Annotated in this window: 14 protein-coding genes; 9 read left to right on the top strand and 5 right to left on the bottom strand. The window is 41.1% G+C overall.

Annotation, left to right across the window (positions count from 1 at the left end; translation table 11 throughout):
• Nucleotides 1–482: 482 nt before the first annotated feature.
• Entirely contained in the window at nucleotides 483–1,247 is a 765-nt protein-coding gene (locus IGJ45_RS13215; protein WP_156247750.1) for a MurR/RpiR family transcriptional regulator, read from the bottom strand.
• 180 nt (nucleotides 1,248–1,427) lie between these two features.
• Between IGJ45_RS13215 and IGJ45_RS13210 the strand changes: the two genes are divergently transcribed.
• The 4 genes from IGJ45_RS13210 (at nucleotide 1,428) to IGJ45_RS13195 (ending at nucleotide 6,236) form a co-directional block, all read left to right on the top strand.
• Entirely contained in the window at nucleotides 1,428–3,017 is a 1,590-nt protein-coding gene (locus tag IGJ45_RS13210; RefSeq protein ID WP_156247749.1) for an alpha-glucoside-specific PTS transporter subunit IIBC, read from the top strand.
• A gap of 58 nt (nucleotides 3,018–3,075) precedes the next feature.
• Nucleotides 3,076–4,407: a 6-phospho-alpha-glucosidase gene (locus tag IGJ45_RS13205; protein ID WP_176332920.1), complete on the top strand. Its 1,332-nt coding sequence runs from the start codon at nucleotides 3,076–3,078 to the stop codon at nucleotides 4,405–4,407.
• Nucleotides 4,408–4,604: 197 nt separating this feature from the next.
• Nucleotides 4,605–5,768 carry an MFS transporter gene (locus IGJ45_RS13200; RefSeq protein ID WP_409531215.1) on the top strand — a complete coding sequence of 388 codons (1,164 nt, stop codon included), beginning with the start codon at nucleotides 4,605–4,607 and terminating at the stop codon, nucleotides 5,766–5,768.
• Between the two features lie 12 nt (nucleotides 5,769–5,780).
• A complete protein-coding gene (locus IGJ45_RS13195; protein ID WP_176332921.1) occupies nucleotides 5,781–6,236 on the top strand; it encodes a PTS sugar transporter subunit IIA in 456 nt (151 codons plus the stop codon).
• An 89-nt stretch (nucleotides 6,237–6,325) separates the two neighbouring features.
• Here the strand turns inward: IGJ45_RS13195 and IGJ45_RS13190 are convergent, their stop codons facing one another.
• Genes IGJ45_RS13190 through IGJ45_RS13180 form a run of 3 tightly spaced genes read right to left on the bottom strand, consistent with a single transcriptional unit; the run spans nucleotide 6,326 to nucleotide 8,879 of the window.
• On the bottom strand, nucleotides 6,326–7,102 hold the full coding sequence (locus tag IGJ45_RS13190; protein ID WP_409531216.1) for an ABC transporter permease: 777 nt from the start codon (nucleotides 7,100–7,102) through the stop codon (nucleotides 6,326–6,328).
• 2 nt (nucleotides 7,103–7,104) lie between these two features.
• On the bottom strand, nucleotides 7,105–7,908 hold the full coding sequence (locus tag IGJ45_RS13185) for an ABC transporter permease (RefSeq protein WP_138371185.1): 804 nt from the start codon (nucleotides 7,906–7,908) through the stop codon (nucleotides 7,105–7,107).
• Nucleotides 7,905–8,879 (bottom strand): ABC transporter ATP-binding protein, encoded by a 975-nt coding sequence (locus IGJ45_RS13180; RefSeq protein WP_409531217.1) that lies wholly within the window; start codon nucleotides 8,877–8,879, stop codon nucleotides 7,905–7,907. Before IGJ45_RS13180 ends, IGJ45_RS13185 begins: the two co-directional genes overlap by 4 nt.
• A 358-nt stretch (nucleotides 8,880–9,237) precedes the next feature.
• Between IGJ45_RS13180 and IGJ45_RS13175 the strand changes: the two genes are divergently transcribed.
• The 5 genes from IGJ45_RS13175 to IGJ45_RS13155 all read left to right on the top strand — a co-directional run bounded on the left by IGJ45_RS13175 (nucleotide 9,238) and on the right by IGJ45_RS13155 (nucleotide 15,437).
• Nucleotides 9,238–9,564: an LPXTG cell wall anchor domain-containing protein gene (locus IGJ45_RS13175; RefSeq protein ID WP_171917309.1), complete on the top strand. Its 327-nt coding sequence runs from the start codon at nucleotides 9,238–9,240 to the stop codon at nucleotides 9,562–9,564.
• The gene (locus tag IGJ45_RS13170) at nucleotides 9,561–10,358 is read left to right on the top strand and encodes a WxL domain-containing protein (protein ID WP_171917308.1); all 798 of its coding nucleotides are present in this window, start codon (nucleotides 9,561–9,563) and stop codon (nucleotides 10,356–10,358) included. Before IGJ45_RS13175 ends, IGJ45_RS13170 begins: the two co-directional genes overlap by 4 nt.
• Nucleotides 10,359–10,431: 73 nt before the next feature.
• Nucleotides 10,432–11,490 carry a DUF916 and DUF3324 domain-containing protein gene (locus IGJ45_RS13165; protein ID WP_371823112.1) on the top strand — a complete coding sequence of 353 codons (1,059 nt, stop codon included), beginning with the start codon at nucleotides 10,432–10,434 and terminating at the stop codon, nucleotides 11,488–11,490.
• Between the two features lie 4 nt (nucleotides 11,491–11,494).
• Nucleotides 11,495–13,813: a WxL domain-containing protein gene (locus IGJ45_RS13160; protein WP_409531218.1), complete on the top strand. Its 2,319-nt coding sequence runs from the start codon at nucleotides 11,495–11,497 to the stop codon at nucleotides 13,811–13,813.
• Nucleotides 13,814–14,030: 217 nt separating this feature from the next.
• Nucleotides 14,031–15,437, top strand: a complete 1,407-nt coding sequence (locus tag IGJ45_RS13155) for a hypothetical protein (RefSeq protein ID WP_409531219.1) — start codon at nucleotides 14,031–14,033, stop codon at nucleotides 15,435–15,437.
• Between the two features lie 73 nt (nucleotides 15,438–15,510).
• On the opposite strand, the gene IGJ45_RS13150 is transcribed toward IGJ45_RS13155, so the two are convergent.
• Nucleotides 15,511–17,004, bottom strand: a complete 1,494-nt coding sequence (locus IGJ45_RS13150; protein WP_409531220.1) for a helix-turn-helix domain-containing protein — start codon at nucleotides 17,002–17,004, stop codon at nucleotides 15,511–15,513.
• Nucleotides 17,005–17,127: the final 123 nt, after the last annotated feature.

Genomic DNA, 17,127 nt, shown 5'->3' with positions numbered 1-17,127 from the left:
TGTTTAAAACAATATTCAAAGTGTAAAAATAATCTATTGGTTGCTTTGCTTAGATATGTGATGATAGTTTTTGCAAAAGGTGTTAGATGGGAACGATCGGTTAGAATCCTTGAATCACGAATGACTTACGCTCGTTAGGATTGAAATAATTGTCGTATTATATCTTTGTGTCTATAATGAAATCAGGAAGGTAATAAAGAACTTCCTAGATCATTTGAAAAGGGTGTGCAAGTTATGGATAACGTATACCGAAATAACTTTGTAAAAAGAACCGTTCAATTGATGTTTGCTCCAAAAAAAATTCGTAAAAGACCACCGGATCAGTGGATCAAAGTACCTCATCACCGAGATAGTCGGGGAAAGGACGAGTGATCCTGTATCTCGTAACTATGCGTAAAATAGTTTGATCATAATTGTATTTGTACAAAGCAAAAGGAAGACCACTGAGGGGGTCTTCCTTTTTTTGCAGCTATTTATAAAAATCACAAATCGATATGCTGCTTTTGCCAAGCATCGTATTTCAGCAAAAGATACTCGATCACAAAAAAAAGTGTTGAGGTGGACTCAAAAGGATATGCTGCTTTATCTGAAGGGCGTATCTCCGGATTTAAAACAAAAATGGTTTCTGTACATAATTTTGCAACCGTTGAATTTCTTAGCTTCGTAAGTCCAATCGTATCGATATGTCGCTGTTTCAACTGTTTTGCTAATTTGACGACGGTTTCTGATTCACCATTGAGTGTAATCAGAAAAACAAGATCATCTGGCTGGATGATTTTATAAAACTGTTCATTGATCGATACAGCATCAAAATCGTAGACAAGCAATCCATTGTGGAGAAAAAGTAGTTTCATATAACTTGAAACAAGATTCTGAATGTCGCCAGATCCATATATAAAAATGCGGTTAGCATTTGCCATCATGGCACAAATCGCTGAGAAATCTTTCTTCTCTAAATTTTCGATTGTTTGGATATGATTAGCGAGAATTTCTCCCTCGATTTCTGATAAAAGTGCGCTCTCTTGCATCAATTCAGCTTTTAGATGGTACTTAAATTCTGAAAAACCATCAAACCCGATCTTTTGGCAAAATCGCATGATCGTCGTTCTGGAAACAATGCATGCTTTAGCTAAGTCGTTGATCGACATGGTGAGACATTGCTTTTTGTGGCTAATGATATAGGACCAGATCAGCAAATCAGTCTCGGTCAATTTTGTTTGAAACCTCGTGATACGATCTTGCAACATATTATTTCTCCTTGCACTCATTTACTTTTGATCAAGTGTGACGATTCACAATTTGTGTGAAAAAATCTTTTTAATGGTGAATTACTCTTAAAGGAGGGAAAAGGGTTTCACATGCCTATTTTAATAGTAAAATGTGAATCAGTAAAGCGCTTAACTAAAAAACGTGAAGGACGAAAAACTATGATGAAAAAAATTCAAAGGTTTGGCGGAGCAATGCTGGCACCAGTAATGTTGTTTTCATTTTTTGGTATCATTATTGGCTTTTCATTGCTATTTTCGAATCAGACGATTATGGGGGATATCGCAGCGCCGGGTACGATGTGGTATAAATTTTGGAATGTCATTGCTGCGGGGGGCTGGACTCCATTTTTTCAACTACCAATATTGTTTGTAGTAGGATTGCCTATTAGTTTAGCTAAGAAGTACGCAGCCAGAGCGACGATGGAAGCATTAGTTACCTATATTGCTTTCAATTATTTCGTGAATGCAATTTTAACTTTATGGCCAAATTCGTTTGGTGTGGATATTACTCAAGCTGCCACGACCGGATCAGGTTTAACCTCAATAGCAGGAATCGTTACATTAGATACAGGGATGATTGGGGCTCTCTTGATATCAGGGATCGTTGTTTATATCCATAATCGCTATTATGAGCAGGAATTGCCTGAAATGCTGTCCATCTTTAGTGGTTCTGTCTTTGTTACAATGATTGCTTTTTTTGTAATGGTTCCGTTAGCGCTGCTCATGTGTTTTGTTTGGCCAACAATTCAAGACGGAATGAGAAGTATGCAAGGCTTCTTTATCAATTCCGGAAGCTTAGGGGTCTTTGTATATCAATTTTTACAAAAAATACTGATTCCAACAGGATTGCATCACTTTGTCTATGCACCATTTGCCTATGATAATGCTGTTATTGAAGGTGGAATGGCTGCTTATTGGGCAGGACATATTGGTGATTTTCAAACAAGTGCTCAATCACTAAAAGAAATGTATCCTTTTGGTGGTTTCTCTTTATCGGGCATGTCTAAAGTCTTTGGAACAGCTGGATTAAGTTTGGCGATTATTCAGACGGCTCGCCCAGATAAAAAGAAAAAGGTCATTGCTTTGATTTTACCGGCTGCTTTGACAGCTATTTTGACCGGAATCACAGAACCAATTGAATTTACTTTTCTATTTGTAGCTCCAGCATTATGGGTAGTACATGCGTTCTTGGATGCTTCAATTGCTACAGTTTCCTATGCGTTTGGTGTTGTTGGCGATTTTGGCGGCGGTCTAATCAATTGGCTAGGACTCGACTGGTTGCCATTGTGGAAGTTCCATAGTTCTACGTACATCACTCAAATTATTATCGGGTTGATTTTCACGGCTATTTGGTATTTTGTCTTCACTTTTATCATCAAAAAGTTCAATTTGAAAACACCAGGACGGGAAGATGATCTCGAAAGTGTGCAGCTATACTCGAAAGCTGATTATGAGAATAAGCAGAAAGATAAAAGTAAAGAGAAAGAGGAGAAAATTCCAAAACATCTGCGACAAGCACAAGCGTATATGGCATTAGTCGGAGGAAAAGAAAACGTGATCGATGTGACCAACTGTGCGACACGGCTACGATTAACTATCAAAGATGCCAACAAAGTTGCAAATTCAACTGAATTTCAAGCGGCAGGCGCATCTGGATTAGTCAATACAGGAAATGGTGGTATTCAAATCATTGTCGGTCTAACTGTACCGACAGTTCGGGAATCTTTTGAAGAACTGATGAAGGAATAAATGATGATATAAATCATTTGAAATCAATAGCTATTAACATTCATTGGAGGAAATAAATATGAACAAGAAAAAAAGCTCTATACTCATTGCTGGCGGAGGAAGCACTTATACACCGTCGTTAGTGATTATGTTATTGGAAGGACAAGAACGATTTCCAGTAAGAAAAATCAAATTCTACGATAATGATGCTGAACGTCAAGCGGTCTTAGCAGAAGCTTGTCAAATTATTATTTCAGAACGTGCACCTGAAATCGAGTTTGAATACTCGACAGATCCCGCCGAAGCTTTTTCAGATGTGGATATCGTTATGGCACAGTTACGGGTCGGAAAGTACGCAATGCGGGAACAAGACGAAAAAATTCCATTTAAACACAATGTTGTCGGTCAGGAAACTTGTGGACCGGGCGGCCTAGCTTATGGTTTGCGCTCAATTGGTCCTGTCTTGGAACTGGTGGATTATATGGAGAAATATTCGCCTGATGCATGGCTTTTAAATTACTCTAATCCAGCAGCTGTGGTCGCAGAAGCGACCAGAAGGTTTCGACCAAATTCGAAAATCATCAATATTTGCGACATGCCGGTCTGTTTAGAAGACATTATGGCACGTGTGATTGGATTGAAAGATCGTAAAGATTTTGAAACGACATACTTTGGCTTAAACCACTTTGGCTGGTGGACCAGTATAAAGGATCACGATGGAAATGATTTGATGCCTAACATCAGTGCTCATGTAAAGGAATACGGCTACACAGAGCAAACACAGCAAGGGCAACATAAAGAGTCAAGCTGGTTGGAAACAATGTGGGCAGCGAAAGAACTTCATGAAATCGAACCCAAATATCTGCCAAATACGTATTTGAAGTATTATTTGATGGCTGATTCAACGGTTGCTCATGCCAACAAAAACTATACCAGAGCAAATGAAATCATTGATGGAAGAGAAAAATATGTTTTTGAAGAGTGCCGGCGAATCGTTGCCAACGGAACAGCGAAAGATACCACGTTTGCATCCAATGAACATGCATCTTTCATTACAGACTTAGCTTGCGCATTAACTTTCAACACAAAAGAACGAATGATATTAATCGTTGAGAATAACGGAGCAATTGCTAATTTTGCACCGGATGCGATGGTAGAGCTGCCTTGCTTAGTTGGAAAAGATGGGTACGAAGTTTTGTCGATCGGTGAAATCCCAACTTTCCAAAAAGGATTGATGGAACAGCAAATTGCTTCAGAAAAACTTGCTGTCGATGCGTGGGAACAAGGGTCTTATCAAAAGCTATGGCAATCTTTCACGATGAACAAAACAGTACCTAGTGCGAAAGTAGCTAAAGAAATTCTCGATGACATGCTAGTAGTGAATGAGCCTTACTGGCCTAAACTCAGTTAAGTGATAGAAATGATGAAAGGAATCGGAACTGTAACCTAAGACATTAGTCAGATATATCCGAAGGTATGAGATAGCAGACACTTTTCGTTAGTAGGTGTCGTAATCTTGTTAGACAGCAGGAATAAGCCCATACCTTTCGGACATTCTGATTAGTTGAACAAATTGCTGGTACAGTACGACATTTTTTAAGACAGAACATGGAAGTCAAAACAAAGTTTCAGGTAATTTATTTTTCTCAATATGCAATTATGGCAATCCTCATGACACAAATTGTTCCCTTCTTAACAGAGCAAGGGTATAGTTCTATTCAAAGGGGGTGGTTTCTCGCATCGTACAGTGTGACAACTATTCTTTTTCAAATCGTTCTGGGTTATTTGTCAGATAGGAATAATCGGTTGAAAAGAATCTCGATGACCGTTTCTTCATTATTGGTTCTTTTTGTAATCAGTTTCTATCTGTTGGGAAAAGAACAATGGGTGCTTCATTTAGCAAGTTTAGCTATTGGCGGTGGATTGGCTAATACTGCAGCAACTTTATTGGATAACTGGGTCTTGTCGGAACCGCCAACTGCCAGACACTTATCCTATATCAAAGCCATTGGATCTTTGGGATGGAGTACGATGAGCTTGCTGATCCCACTGTTCATTGTCGGAGCTGACTATCGTTTGTTGAGTCTGCCTCTGATGGTACTTTTAGGAGTTACGCTCTTTGTATCGAAAGATACACCTGAAGCGATGCGAATGAATTTTGAGCCTGCTGTTGAACAAGCTCACACCGTTCAAATAAAAGATATTCTGGCGCTATGTAAAAGTAAACCATTTTTGCTGTACAATAGTCTTTTTTTTCTCTTATATTTGACGATCGTTGCGAATAATACTTTAGTTATTGATAAATTGATCACGATGACAAATGGCAAAGATTATGTCGGCTTGAAATGGTCGATTCAATCATTTTGTGAAATACCGGCTTATCTTTTGTTGAACAAAACGATTACGAAATGGAAAAATGAACGCCTAGTAATGATTTCAGGTGTTTTTTTAACAGTGCAGTTTTTCCTTTTTTATTTAGCCGATCGACCACTCATCTTATTAGGCGTTAGTTTTTTACAATTCTTTACTGTACCGGTGTTTACGATTGGTAGTCGGTTACTTATTAGTCAAATCACTCCTAGAGCAGTTTTTTCTTCGGGTCAATTGATCTCTGTCAGTTTCTACATTGGCTGTTCATCATTTCTTTCTCCTTTGCTCTCTGGAATAGTATCTAACGCTCTTTCTATTGATCAAACAATTCTTCTGTTTGGTTTATTGCCGATCCTCGCATTTATTTTATACAAAGTCTTTACAACTACAAAAAATATTTAAGGAGGAACACATATGTTTTTTTCAAAGAAAAAATGGGTGCTGGCACCTGCTGCAGGTAATGTCTTACCCATTGATCAGGTGAAAGATGACGTGTTTTCGTCAAAGATGATGGGCGGTGGATTTGCCATAACAGATCATAATGGAAAAATTTTTGCTCCTATTACAGGCTCCGTAGTGGATGTTTTTCCTACCAAGCATGCGATCACACTAAAAACAGAAAGTGGAGCAGTCGTATTGGTGCATATGGGATTAGACACAGTGGAGATGGAAGGTAATCCCTTTACCATTCTTGTCGAAAAAGGCCAGGAAATACGAGCATCTGATCCGCTAGCGATAATGGATATTAGAGCGCTTGCTTCAGCAGATAAGGACAGCGTTCTAATAGTTGTATTGGTAGAAGATGACGGTGTTCTTCAAATAAACAGAGGACAAGTCAATTGGGGAGAAAAGTTGTTTTATTATCAATAATTCATGTAAAGAAAAGCAGTTCATCCGACAATGATTCTTTTTCAAAAATAATTGAGAAAGAATTATTGACTGAAGGAACTGCTTTTTCATTACGAACCGGTAGAAACATACTTGCTCAGACCAAAGCGCCAAAACAAGAGGGCGGGAATACCAAATGGCAAGCATAGTAATGGGGCGAATGCCCATAGTGGCTGCTCCAGCCGACCAATGATAAATAAAAAGGGATAGTATTGAAACCAAGCCATTGGAATGACATAGGTCAAGATTCGCAAGACATGTTTGCCGTAGATGCTAAATGGATAGCGGCCAAATTCGCGGGCGCCGTCCGTAAAGATGTTCATGAATTCCAATCCCTGAAGGGTGAAAAAAGAAATGGCGGCATAAATCAAAAAGAGAAAAAAGAACAAGACGGCACCACAGAGAATCATCAAAGTCAGAGTCAGCACTTTGATCGGCTGCCAATCAATGCCACTTGTGGCCAAGACATAGCAAAACAAGAGCAATGCTTGCAGGAGCCGACCAATGCGAGTGAATTCCATTTTAGCAGCCAGTACTTGAAAGACTAGCGGTCGGGGCCGGACCAATGCGCGATCAAATTCACCATTGGCGATCATTTGCGGGAATAGGTCGAACCCGCGGGCAAAACATTCCGCTAATGAAAAAGAAAAAAGGATTGTCGCAAAGCATAGCAGCACTTCCTCAAATGAGAAGCCATCCACTTGATGGAACCGGGAAAACATAAACAAAACTCCTAGAAAAGCGGTAAAGGAACCAAGGAATTGGCCTAACGCCGTCAAGAAGAACGAAACCTTATATTGCATTTGACTTTTCAAATGGATACTAAAATATTTCCAGTAAAGAGACATCTTCAACCCCCCTGTACGATCACTCGTTTTAACGCACGAGCCATCCAAAACTTGCCACCAGCTACCAATACCACCAACCAAAAAAGCTGCATTCCCAGCGTCAGCCATAACGCATTTCCAACCAAATCCCCGCTATAAATCCGCAAAGGCACATTTTGCATCGCGGCAAAAGGCAGCAATTCAGCGATTTGTCGAAAAGGCTGTGGGAAAAATGGCAACGGAATAATGGCGCCAGCGAGAAATTCACCGATTGCCCCCATCACGACCCGCACCCCGAGAGAAGAAAGGGTATAGAATGTCGAAATATAAATCAACATGGACACAGCCACTACGACGCCTAAACTTAAAACCAGCGACAGCATAAATAGCAGTATGCTCATCAGATTTTCTGGTAAGACCAAACGATAGGGCACTGGCAACAAAAAGGCGATAGCAAAAATCGGCAGGCAGCGCAGCAACGCTTTTGCACAGCGATTCGCTGCCGATTGGCAAAACCAGCGGTCATAGAGATCCATTGGACGAGCCAACTCGTAAGCGATCGTTCCTGATGTTATGGCATCAAAAATCTCATTTTCAAAAAACCATAACATGAACAATGCTAAGAAAGCTTGCTGCATCCAGACATAAGAAACGGTTTGCTGAAAGGTCATTGGAAAAGCAGCTGGATCGGTCTGATAAAAGGCGCGAAAAGCGAAAATCTCCAACATGCCCCAAACGAATTGTGTCACCATTCCAGCGAATGCTGCCGATCGATATTGCAGACTATTTGTAAAACGGATGCGAAAAAGTGCCTGATACTTGTTCATATATGGTACTCCTTATACAACTTAGCAACCATTTCTTCTGCTGTGATACTGGAAACAGACAGATCAGTGATCTCCACTTGCTGGCTAAGCTGTGTGATAGCTTGCGGCACGGTCAGCTGATTTGGATCAATCGTTAGTTCCAATCGCCCGATTTCTGCTTGGGTCACAGTGACGCCTGCTGGAAGTGTCGGTGCGGTTCCTAGATAATCGATCTGCAATGTTTTGGCGTCAGAGAAGCGTTGCTTCAACTCTGGCAATTGACCATCTAATAAAATTTGCCCTTTACCAATCAGTAAAATGCGTTCTGTCAATGCTTCAATGTCCTGCATGTCATGGGTCGTTAGGATGACAGTCGTTCCCTTTTCCTGATTACGCTTTTTGATGAATTGGCGCACTGCGATCTTAGACACCGCATCAAGGCCAATCGTCGGTTCATCTAGAAACAAAATCTTGGGATCATGGAGCAACGAAGCGGCAATCTCGCAGCGCATACGTTGCCCTAGACTCAAGGAACGGGCGGGTGTTTTCAACGTTTCGCTTAGATCGAGCAAAGCGACTAGCTCTTCCAGATTTTGCCGATAGACTTGCGGATCGACCCGATAAATATCACGAATCAGCTCGAAACTGTCGATGACTGGGACATCCCACCAGAGCTGACTGCGTTGACCAAAGACAACGCCAATGTCTTGGACATGATCGATCCGTTCTTTCCATGGAACGCGCCCGTTGATCAAGCATGTTCCGTCATCAGGTGTCAAAACACCGCACATGATTTTGATGGTGGTACTTTTCCCGGCACCATTCGGGCCAATGTATCCGACCATTTCTCCTTCTTGAATCGTAAAGCTGATATCTTGTAAAGCGGGGATCGTTGAAACCTCTCGATGAAAGAGCGCCTTGGTAGCATTACGAAAACCACTTTGGCGTTTCGCGACTTTGAAGCTTTTGTTGAGGTGTTGCACTTGGATCATTTGGATTCACTCACTTTCTTTTTTGGCAAAAAACGCGACAAAAAGAGCATCCGAAAACACGAATACTCGCAACGAGTTGGTCCAAACGAACATGGTTGGGGCAGCGGTTCGTCAGCCAAACAAAAGTAACGCTAGTGTAGCATAGCGAATGACTGAATTCAATGGAATCCTTTGCAAAAAAAGCGGTTTTTTCTTGGCGTTCTTTAAAATAAAATCAATTTTTGTAGGACTTAGTACAAATAGTGATTTCAAACCAAGCAAATGAAAATGGCATAATACAAATTGTTAAAAGAACGGTCAAACATTGAATTTCAAAGCAATAGCGTTTGATTGGTTCTAACAATAAGGAGGAGGGGTAATGAAAAAAGTACTTTGCATACTAATTGGTTTGTCTTTAGGTTTTATTGCAAGGACCGAGGTTTATGGGACGCAAGTTCAATCAGTGGAAACAGATAGCTCTGTGAATTTTATCGGTGTATACGAACCTATAGGTACACCAGATCCACCACCTGAGATTGGTACAAAACCACCAATCAATGAGGCACAGCCGCCTAGAGGATCCCTTCCAAAAACCAATATGACAGTTAGTCACTGGATGGTTGGGTTGGGAATCGGAATGATATTCTTTATTTTACTTATAGTAACGGGAAGAAAAAAACAAAAGAAAGAAGGAATGAGTATATGAAATTGATTCGTTTAGCAACAATCGCAGCCTTATCAACTACAATCTTAGCAGGAGGCGCAACTGGCGCTTTTGCAGAGGAAGAAGGAAAAAATGAAATTCGGAATGTTGACACCTATGGTCACATCGAATTCACACCAAGTACCGATGAAGAATTGGTCGTTGTCCCACCTGAACAAGGTCCAGATGTAGAGCTTCCAACCGAAGTACCAGAAACAACCGGTCCTTTATCTATCGTTAAAGCAGCACATATGAACTTTGGGAAACAAGTAATCTCTAACCAAGATAAAACCTATAACATGGTGGCGGAGATGCAACAATTGAAAGGCACTGAGGGAGACGAAAATAAAGTACCTTATGTCAGCTTTGCACAAGTCCAAGATACTCGTGGAAACTACACTGGCTGGAGTCTGAATGTCGACATGTCCGAATTCACATCAGACACGAAAAACAACGTGTTGACAGGGGCACGCATTATCTTTGCCGATTCTCGAATCCAGTATGAAGGGGTGGATCAAGAGTTAGCTCCTATGAACCATGCGGCAGGTCTTGAACTTGAACCAGGTAAAGGCGGCGTGACAGTAATGTCAGCCGATGCGGACAAAGGTGCTGGTGTTTCTTCAGTTGTCTGGGGAGACCAAGCAGATTTGAATGCTCAATATGCGGATGATGAAATCGAAGTTGTTGAAAACAGCGCGATCAAATTATGGGTACCAGGTACGACAGCGAAAGATGCCACAACCTATACGTCAACCCTCACTTGGGAATTAACAACGACACCAGGTGCAGATGCCTAAGCACCTTCCTACATGAAGAAACGATCACAGCCCAATGCTTTTTATTGGGCTGTTTTTAGAAAGGATCAAAAACGTGAGAAAAACAATGTTGAGCAGATTCAATCGTGCAGTGGCGTGTATTATCGCTGTATGCAGTGTACTCGTTCTCCTTCCTTTGCGTGGCGTGGCAGATGATCAAACCATGAATTTTTATGTGACGCCAGATTTTCCTGAAAGTCAAGTCGAAGGATCTGCCAGTTATTTTGATATAAATGCCGATCCTGGAACAACCGAAAAGTTAACTTTGACACTGCAAAACGCGATCGATGCACCGGTGAAGGTAGCGATCACCCCACATACGGCGTATACCAACGTGAATGGGGTCGTTGAGTATGGAAAAACAGCTGAAACCCCTGATTCTACGCTAGTCCATTCGCTGGATAAACTGATCGAAGCACCAGAGCCCATCGAATTGGCGGGAAAGGAAACGAAAACGGTCTCCTTGCGGCTAAATCTGCCAGAGGAAACCTTTGAAGGCTTTCTCGCAGGTGGGTTGCGGATTTCAGAAGTCAAAGAAGAAACAGAAGAAGACACAAGTGACGAAGAAGGGTTGGCAATCAAAAACGAGTTTGCTTATGTGATTGGCGTAGTCGTGAGCAATTCACGCGCCAGTGTACGACCAGATCTAGATCTTATAGACGTCTTTCCAGATCAGTTAAATTACCGTAACGTGGTCAGTGCAACGCTTCAAAATGGTACACCGACGTTTATCAATCGACTGGAAGTAGAGGCGAATGTGCACCGAAAAGGGGAAGAAGACGTCTTGTATGAAGCCAAAAAAGAACAAATGCAGATGGCACCCAACTCCAACTTCGACTTTCCGATCTCATTAAACGGCGATCGATTTCGTGGCGGGGACTATGTGCTGAACCTAACCGCAAGATCGGGAGAAGAAGAATGGCAGTGGACCGAAGAATTCACGATCAAAGCGGACGAAGCCCGGTCCTTGAACCGAGACGACGTGACCATCGACTCCAGCCCGAATTGGCTGCTTATTGGAAGTGTCTCCTGTATTGTTCTTCTATTAGCAGTGATCGTTTATTTGGTCCTTCAAAACAAAAAGAACAAACACAACCAAGGCACAAAGGAGTGATACTTTGAACCGGAAATTACAAAAAAGCTGGGTCCTCAGCAGTATGCTTCTATTAGGTATGAATGCGACATTGCCAGTGGTGCACACGGTCTTCGCAGAAACGACGCCAGAAACGCAACAAGTAGAAGCAGAAGAGCTGACTTCACCCTATGACAACCTGCTGGAAGCACCTGCAGACAGTGCAGAAGAAAATCCCCAACCCATGGAAGAAGCTCCAACGTTTTCTTTTGAACACAAGGAAATGCGCGGGACTGTTGGCAAAACAACGGAAGTGGTGATCCAAGTGGATCGTGGGATCGAGCAGGTTCAAGTCACGATTCCTGAAGCGGTGATTGTTCAGCTGGAAGAATTTCCAGATGGAATGGAAGCCAGCCAAATAACCGAAACCCAGTGGTGGTTATCTGCTAAAGAACAGACGACCTTTATCCTACCGCTAACTTCTGAAACCGCAGGAAGTTATACGATTGTTGTAGAAGATGAAGTAGAAGGTTCAGTCGTGTTTGAAGAACCCCTGGTGGAACCTGAAACCGAAGAACCCACTATTGACTCTGGTACGTCCGAAGAGGAAGATTTTGTAGAAGATACCGCAACTCCCGAAGTGCAAGAGGACGAGGAGTCTAACGAGCAGGAGGCAGAAGAGATTACGCCAGCAACCACTTCCAATGTCAGTACCTGGGCACAGTTTCGGACAGCAATCAATACAAGCAGTGTGACGGTGATTAATGTTCTAGCAGATATTTCTGGGAATACGAGTTTGAACGGTATTACTAGAAATTTAACAATTAATGGGAACGGAAATACGATAAATTCTCAAAATCAAGGGTATCGTATAGCCAACAATCGTCAAATAATTGTTAGAGACGCTATATTAATAAGCAGTATAGCTTCGGGTAACAATTTATTTTCCCCAAATTCTACAGGATCCTCTTCTACAGGATCCTCGTCTTATGTATTTTCTGATGTAACTTACAGTGGAGTCGCCTTTTTTGTAGGGGGAAGGGAAGGCGCAATACAAACTGTCGTTTTTGACGGTGGAACTAATTCTTTTTCGTCTACTGGGAATGCAACCACACTTTTAGCAAACTGCTCGGTAAGAATAACGAATAACTCAACAGTAACAATTGAGAATAGATGGCTAATGGGAACTTATACAATATCAACTGCTTCAATAGGTGCACGAACTTCACTTACTGTAGATCAAGGTAGTAGTTTGATTGCCAAGAACATGGTACGCCCGATTGAAGTGAACACAATAAATATTTTGGGAACGCTAGATATTTCGAATCCTGTAAGTTCCTTTTCTCAATTTACACGGGTTACTTCTGTACCCATGAGAATATCATTTGGTAAAAATAGCCAAGTGCTTATGCGTCAAAGTAATTCAAATCAAAATACTCCTATTGTAACTACGACGGCTGGAACGGTAATAAACATCGAAAAAGGGGCACAGTTCGATTTAATTAACGATAGTAGTGGAGGTATTATTTCTGACAATAAGAATAGCAATACTAGTATACAAGCTGAGAATTTAGCAGTTTGGAGGCGAGGAGCACAAGACAGAACCACCCCCTCTCAAAACTTCGAGAATCTTGAAGCACAGTTAACCGGTGCGAATGCCTCTACAATCACTGAGACCAATCACAATGTCTTTCGATCGACGTATTCGAAACAAGGTCTAGCTGGGTATTCACGTATCAGTTCGTCCGGTATTGCAGGAGAAGGCCCAGTGGATCCGCTGACACCTGATACAGAGATCGATCCAGATAATCCACCAGTCATTCCCGAAAATCAAGGAGAGTTTCGGATTGATTTTGCCTCTCAATTTGTGTTTGGTGAACAAGAAAGAAAGGTCTTTGAAGAAGCTGTCTACTATGCGGCACCTCAACTGGGTCTTGATGAGAACGGAGCACCAATTGAAAGTGAACCAAAACCCAATTATATCCAAATCACAGATAATCGTGCGGAAGCCGATAGTTGGGAATTGTCGGTTCGGCAAAGTGAACAGTTCAAAACTGGTCAAGGTCGTGAACTGGCTGGGGCGCGTTTACAGCTGAAGAACAGACAGATTGTGGCCGATCATGATGGGGCACAGCCGCGGGAAAACAGTAGTGATGAGGTAATCACTCTTGAACCAGGCGAAAAACAGCCGTTGCTCACTTCTGCCAATGGAGAAGGCAAAGGAACATGGATCTATCGCTTTGGCGATGGAACAAGTTCTGATCAAAGTGTTGTTTTAGTCGTTCCCAAAGAAACGATTCCGGAAATCGCAACGTATCGTACACAACTAATTTGGGAATTATCTGCAGTTCCTATAAATGAGTAAGTGTAAATAGAAATGGTTTATCATCAGACAGATTGGGAGAAGAGGATTGGACAGATCCTGTTTCTTCCAATCATTTTTGCTTTTTTATGGAAGAACCGTGCGGTCTTTGTACAGAAAAGGTATAATAAATGAGAATCATTCACCAGTACGATTAAATAATAGGCCAATTGAGTGGCTGGTTAGAGAAAGCTGGTATAAGGGAACAAGGAGGTTCAGAATGTTTCAACTAATCAAAAAATGGCTCGTGACATTTGCACAAACAACGCCATTTCTTTTAAGTAATACGATTATCGTGGTTCCGTATTTATTATTCCTTGGACTGAACGACGGCAAGAGTTGGCGAACGATTCTGCCATTCACTTTGTTTTATACATTACGGATGACGGGAATCTTTCTTATCCGAAGTATACGGTTAGGATTAGATAGTTATACGCTGTTGATTGGTGCTTTACTGATGGGCGGAGTTGGGGCCTTTTCTGGGGTTCTAGGTGCTTATTATTTTCCATTTTTCTACGTATCCGGTAGTTTGCTAGGATTGAGCGCCTCATGGCTAGTGCCGACAAATCGTACGGTCAATCTCCATGAAAAGAACCTAGGATTTACCAATATGACTCGTAAAAAACTGCCTTTTGCATTGCTCTTATTACTTTTATTGTTACTCGTGATGGATTGGTCGGGCTCATCAAAGCTGATTGCTGCATTTGGCTTGTATACGATGTTTTACATCATGGCTTATCATACAGTCACCCACTATCCAAGATATAGCATCGACTTTAAACAAATGAATTCGAAACTGATTGCTTTGAAGGAATCAATCCTTTTTCTTTTATTCTTCCTGCTGCTCTTTTTGCTTCGAAATGCGCGTTTATTGGTAAATATCCAACTGCTGGATTGGGCGATTTATGGATTTTTTGCCCTTTTCTTAGGAGCAGTATTTTATCTAGGCCGGGGGAAGAAACGTTGGAAATTACCCCTGTGGTTAAATTTGCTGACACTTTTAAATGGGATGCTGGGAAATTTTGTTTTTCTTTTTGGTGCGCTTTACTTGGGTAGTCTTTATGGAGCTGCATCATTAACACGTTACTTATATCTCCCCTATCTCGCAGGAATGATCTTGTCGATGTTCCTAGGTAAAAGGGTTTTGCGGTTATTTACTCTCGATGCTATTCCTATTCTGCTTAGTGGATTGACGCTTTCATTAGTGATCCTTTTAGTTCCTCATGGTTTTATCTTTGGCTTGTTCTTACTGAGTTTTTGGCAGTCACTGACTAGTAATTGGTTGAATGGACGTTATGCAATCGAACCGTCGTTACATCCTGATCAGCGGCTGATCGCCAAATTCACTACCCAAAACAAAGGAAGCGTGTTGCATCAGTTTGTGATGATGACTTTTCTGATCGTAATGACGAAACTTCTGGATCGACCACTGAATGTTTTGCTGAACTTGGCAGGAAAAGGCCATCTTTCCAGGGCTAATATGCAAGTTTTAGATGATACAAAGTTGCTGAATTGCGGCCTCTTACTCGTAGGCATCACTGTAGTTTATTATTTATGGAAAAAATCAGAAAATGGCAATCAAGCAGTAGAGGATCGAGCAATAGAGCAGGATTCTTCTCTTGATTGAATAATTAACATCCCACTAAGCGAAAGGCTTAGTGGGATTTCGTCTGTTCTCAGCTAAGAAAGGAGGTTGACAACTAGTGACAAACAAAAAAGTCCTGAGAAATCTGAGGATTGATTGTGCGAAGCAAATGATTCCAGTCATCCATATCGGGAATCGATTGGAATAATACATAATCCATATCGATAGTAAGATAAGAGATATACTCGGCATAGTTCGTCACGAAGATCTCTATCTCACGGTCAATGAAGAAATCCTGATCCATCTGTTCGATCGTTGGGAAATAGAGCGTGTGATAACCATTTAAATAGCGTATAGCTTTTGCTTTCATACTTCTGCTGATATACGAAGAACCTTCAAACAAAAAGGCAATACGCTTTGGATTACTTACATAAGTGTCGCGAACTGCTTCAATTGTTAAGACTAAACTAGCTGCAATATCTGCTAAGTATCGCGAGTGGATGCCTATTTTCCTAGCTTTTGTTTTCAAAAATAAATGGGTCTTCTCATACCTTTCAGGATAAGTGTTTTGAGCATAACGATTCACTTCTGTTATATTCTTGTTCATGATTGGCGCTAGTTGATCGAGATACTTGATCGAAGTTAGGAAAGACTCGATCAATGTACTTGCCGGATAAGCTGGATCTGCTAAAAGAGGATCGTATTCGATCAAATAGTTCTGAGCCTCTATTTTGATTTCTGACCAAACGTTGAACTTTTGACAAAAAATTTGTTCCTTTGACGGAAAGTCGATTGTACGTTTGCAGATCGAATAAAGATAGAGGACCAACAATTCTTTATCGGGAATGTCGAAGCCATAGCGTGCAAAGATTTTTGGTTTCAAAGATAAGAAGAAGCGATAAGCAGCGTCATTTTGCCAGTCAATCTCCGATGGTACAGTGACTGGCAAGTATTTCTTATGTCGGCTTCGCTGGATCATGATATAGAATTGATAATAAAAGTCTGTTGGCAATATGTCTGTGCCAACTGATGGATGATAACGATTTGCTTTGATATGGTTGATTAACTCGCTCATTTCGATCGAAGGCTCTAGCGTGAAGGGGGCTAGGTCATCCGCCTCATAATAGAAATCTTTTAGAAATTTCCTGATGTTGACTTCTTCTCCTACAAGATCAACAGGACTATAAGAGAATGTCAAATCATATTCCTTTAACGTATTCGCTACTCGGATCAATTGCCGTTTCATGGTACTTTCTGAGAAATAAAATTCTTCTCCCCATTCTTCATAAGAACGTAAATTTCCTAACAAGATACTTTCCATGATTATAAATAGCGGCTCATGCATAACCAGCTGATTTTTGAGTGCAGTATAAGATTTGGCATCAAGGATTTTGAAATGATAACCGGTATGTGCCGCTGTAATTTCAATACTAGGAGCAAAATAGTCGCGCATATTTTTTATGTCTAAAAGAATCGTCCGATCTTTAAACCCAGACATCTCTGCCAATTCTCGAAGTGTGCTTTCCGGGTTGCCTTCGAAGTAAGCCAATATTTGCAAGAAGCGGATTGTTCGTTTATTCGATAAAAAATTTAAGTGTAGTCTCCTCATGTTTCTTCCCTTCAATTGCTGTTTTTTCTTTTTAATCGATTTAAATAATAAATGATTTGATGAAAAAAAGCTTTTGGAAAGATTGCGATTGTTTGCTTGTCTCTTCTCGTGAAGGCTTATATG

It is taken from the genome of Enterococcus sp. DIV0574, from assembly GCF_051711125.1.
In the GTDB taxonomy this organism is placed as follows: Bacteria; Bacillota; Bacilli; order Lactobacillales; family Enterococcaceae; genus Enterococcus_D; species Enterococcus_D gallinarum.
Note: the sequence above shows the minus strand (reverse complement) of the source record. Positions and strands in the feature narration are given on the sequence as shown.

Bases quoted from the DNA above. Each gene is read 5' to 3' on its own strand.
- IGJ45_RS13215 (WP_156247750.1), bottom strand. From the start codon at position 1,247: ATGTTGCAAGATCGTATCACGAGGTTTCAAACAAAATTGACCGAGACT.
- IGJ45_RS13210 (WP_156247749.1), top strand. From the start codon at position 1,428: ATGATGAAAAAAATTCAAAGGTTTGGCGGAGCAATGCTGGCACCAGTA.
- IGJ45_RS13205 (WP_176332920.1), top strand. From the start codon at position 3,076: ATGAACAAGAAAAAAAGCTCTATACTCATTGCTGGCGGAGGAAGCACT.
- IGJ45_RS13200 (WP_409531215.1), top strand. From the start codon at position 4,605: ATGGAAGTCAAAACAAAGTTTCAGGTAATTTATTTTTCTCAATATGCA.
- IGJ45_RS13195 (WP_176332921.1), top strand. From the start codon at position 5,781: ATGTTTTTTTCAAAGAAAAAATGGGTGCTGGCACCTGCTGCAGGTAAT.
- IGJ45_RS13190 (WP_409531216.1), bottom strand. From the start codon at position 7,102: ATGTCTCTTTACTGGAAATATTTTAGTATCCATTTGAAAAGTCAAATG.
- IGJ45_RS13185 (WP_138371185.1), bottom strand. From the start codon at position 7,908: ATGAACAAGTATCAGGCACTTTTTCGCATCCGTTTTACAAATAGTCTG.
- IGJ45_RS13180 (WP_409531217.1), bottom strand. From the start codon at position 8,879: ATGATCCAAGTGCAACACCTCAACAAAAGCTTCAAAGTCGCGAAACGC.
- IGJ45_RS13175 (WP_171917309.1), top strand. From the start codon at position 9,238: ATGAAAAAAGTACTTTGCATACTAATTGGTTTGTCTTTAGGTTTTATT.
- IGJ45_RS13170 (WP_171917308.1), top strand. From the start codon at position 9,561: ATGAAATTGATTCGTTTAGCAACAATCGCAGCCTTATCAACTACAATC.
- IGJ45_RS13155 (WP_409531219.1), top strand. From the start codon at position 14,031: ATGTTTCAACTAATCAAAAAATGGCTCGTGACATTTGCACAAACAACG.
- IGJ45_RS13150 (WP_409531220.1), bottom strand. From the start codon at position 17,004: ATGAGGAGACTACACTTAAATTTTTTATCGAATAAACGAACAATCCGC.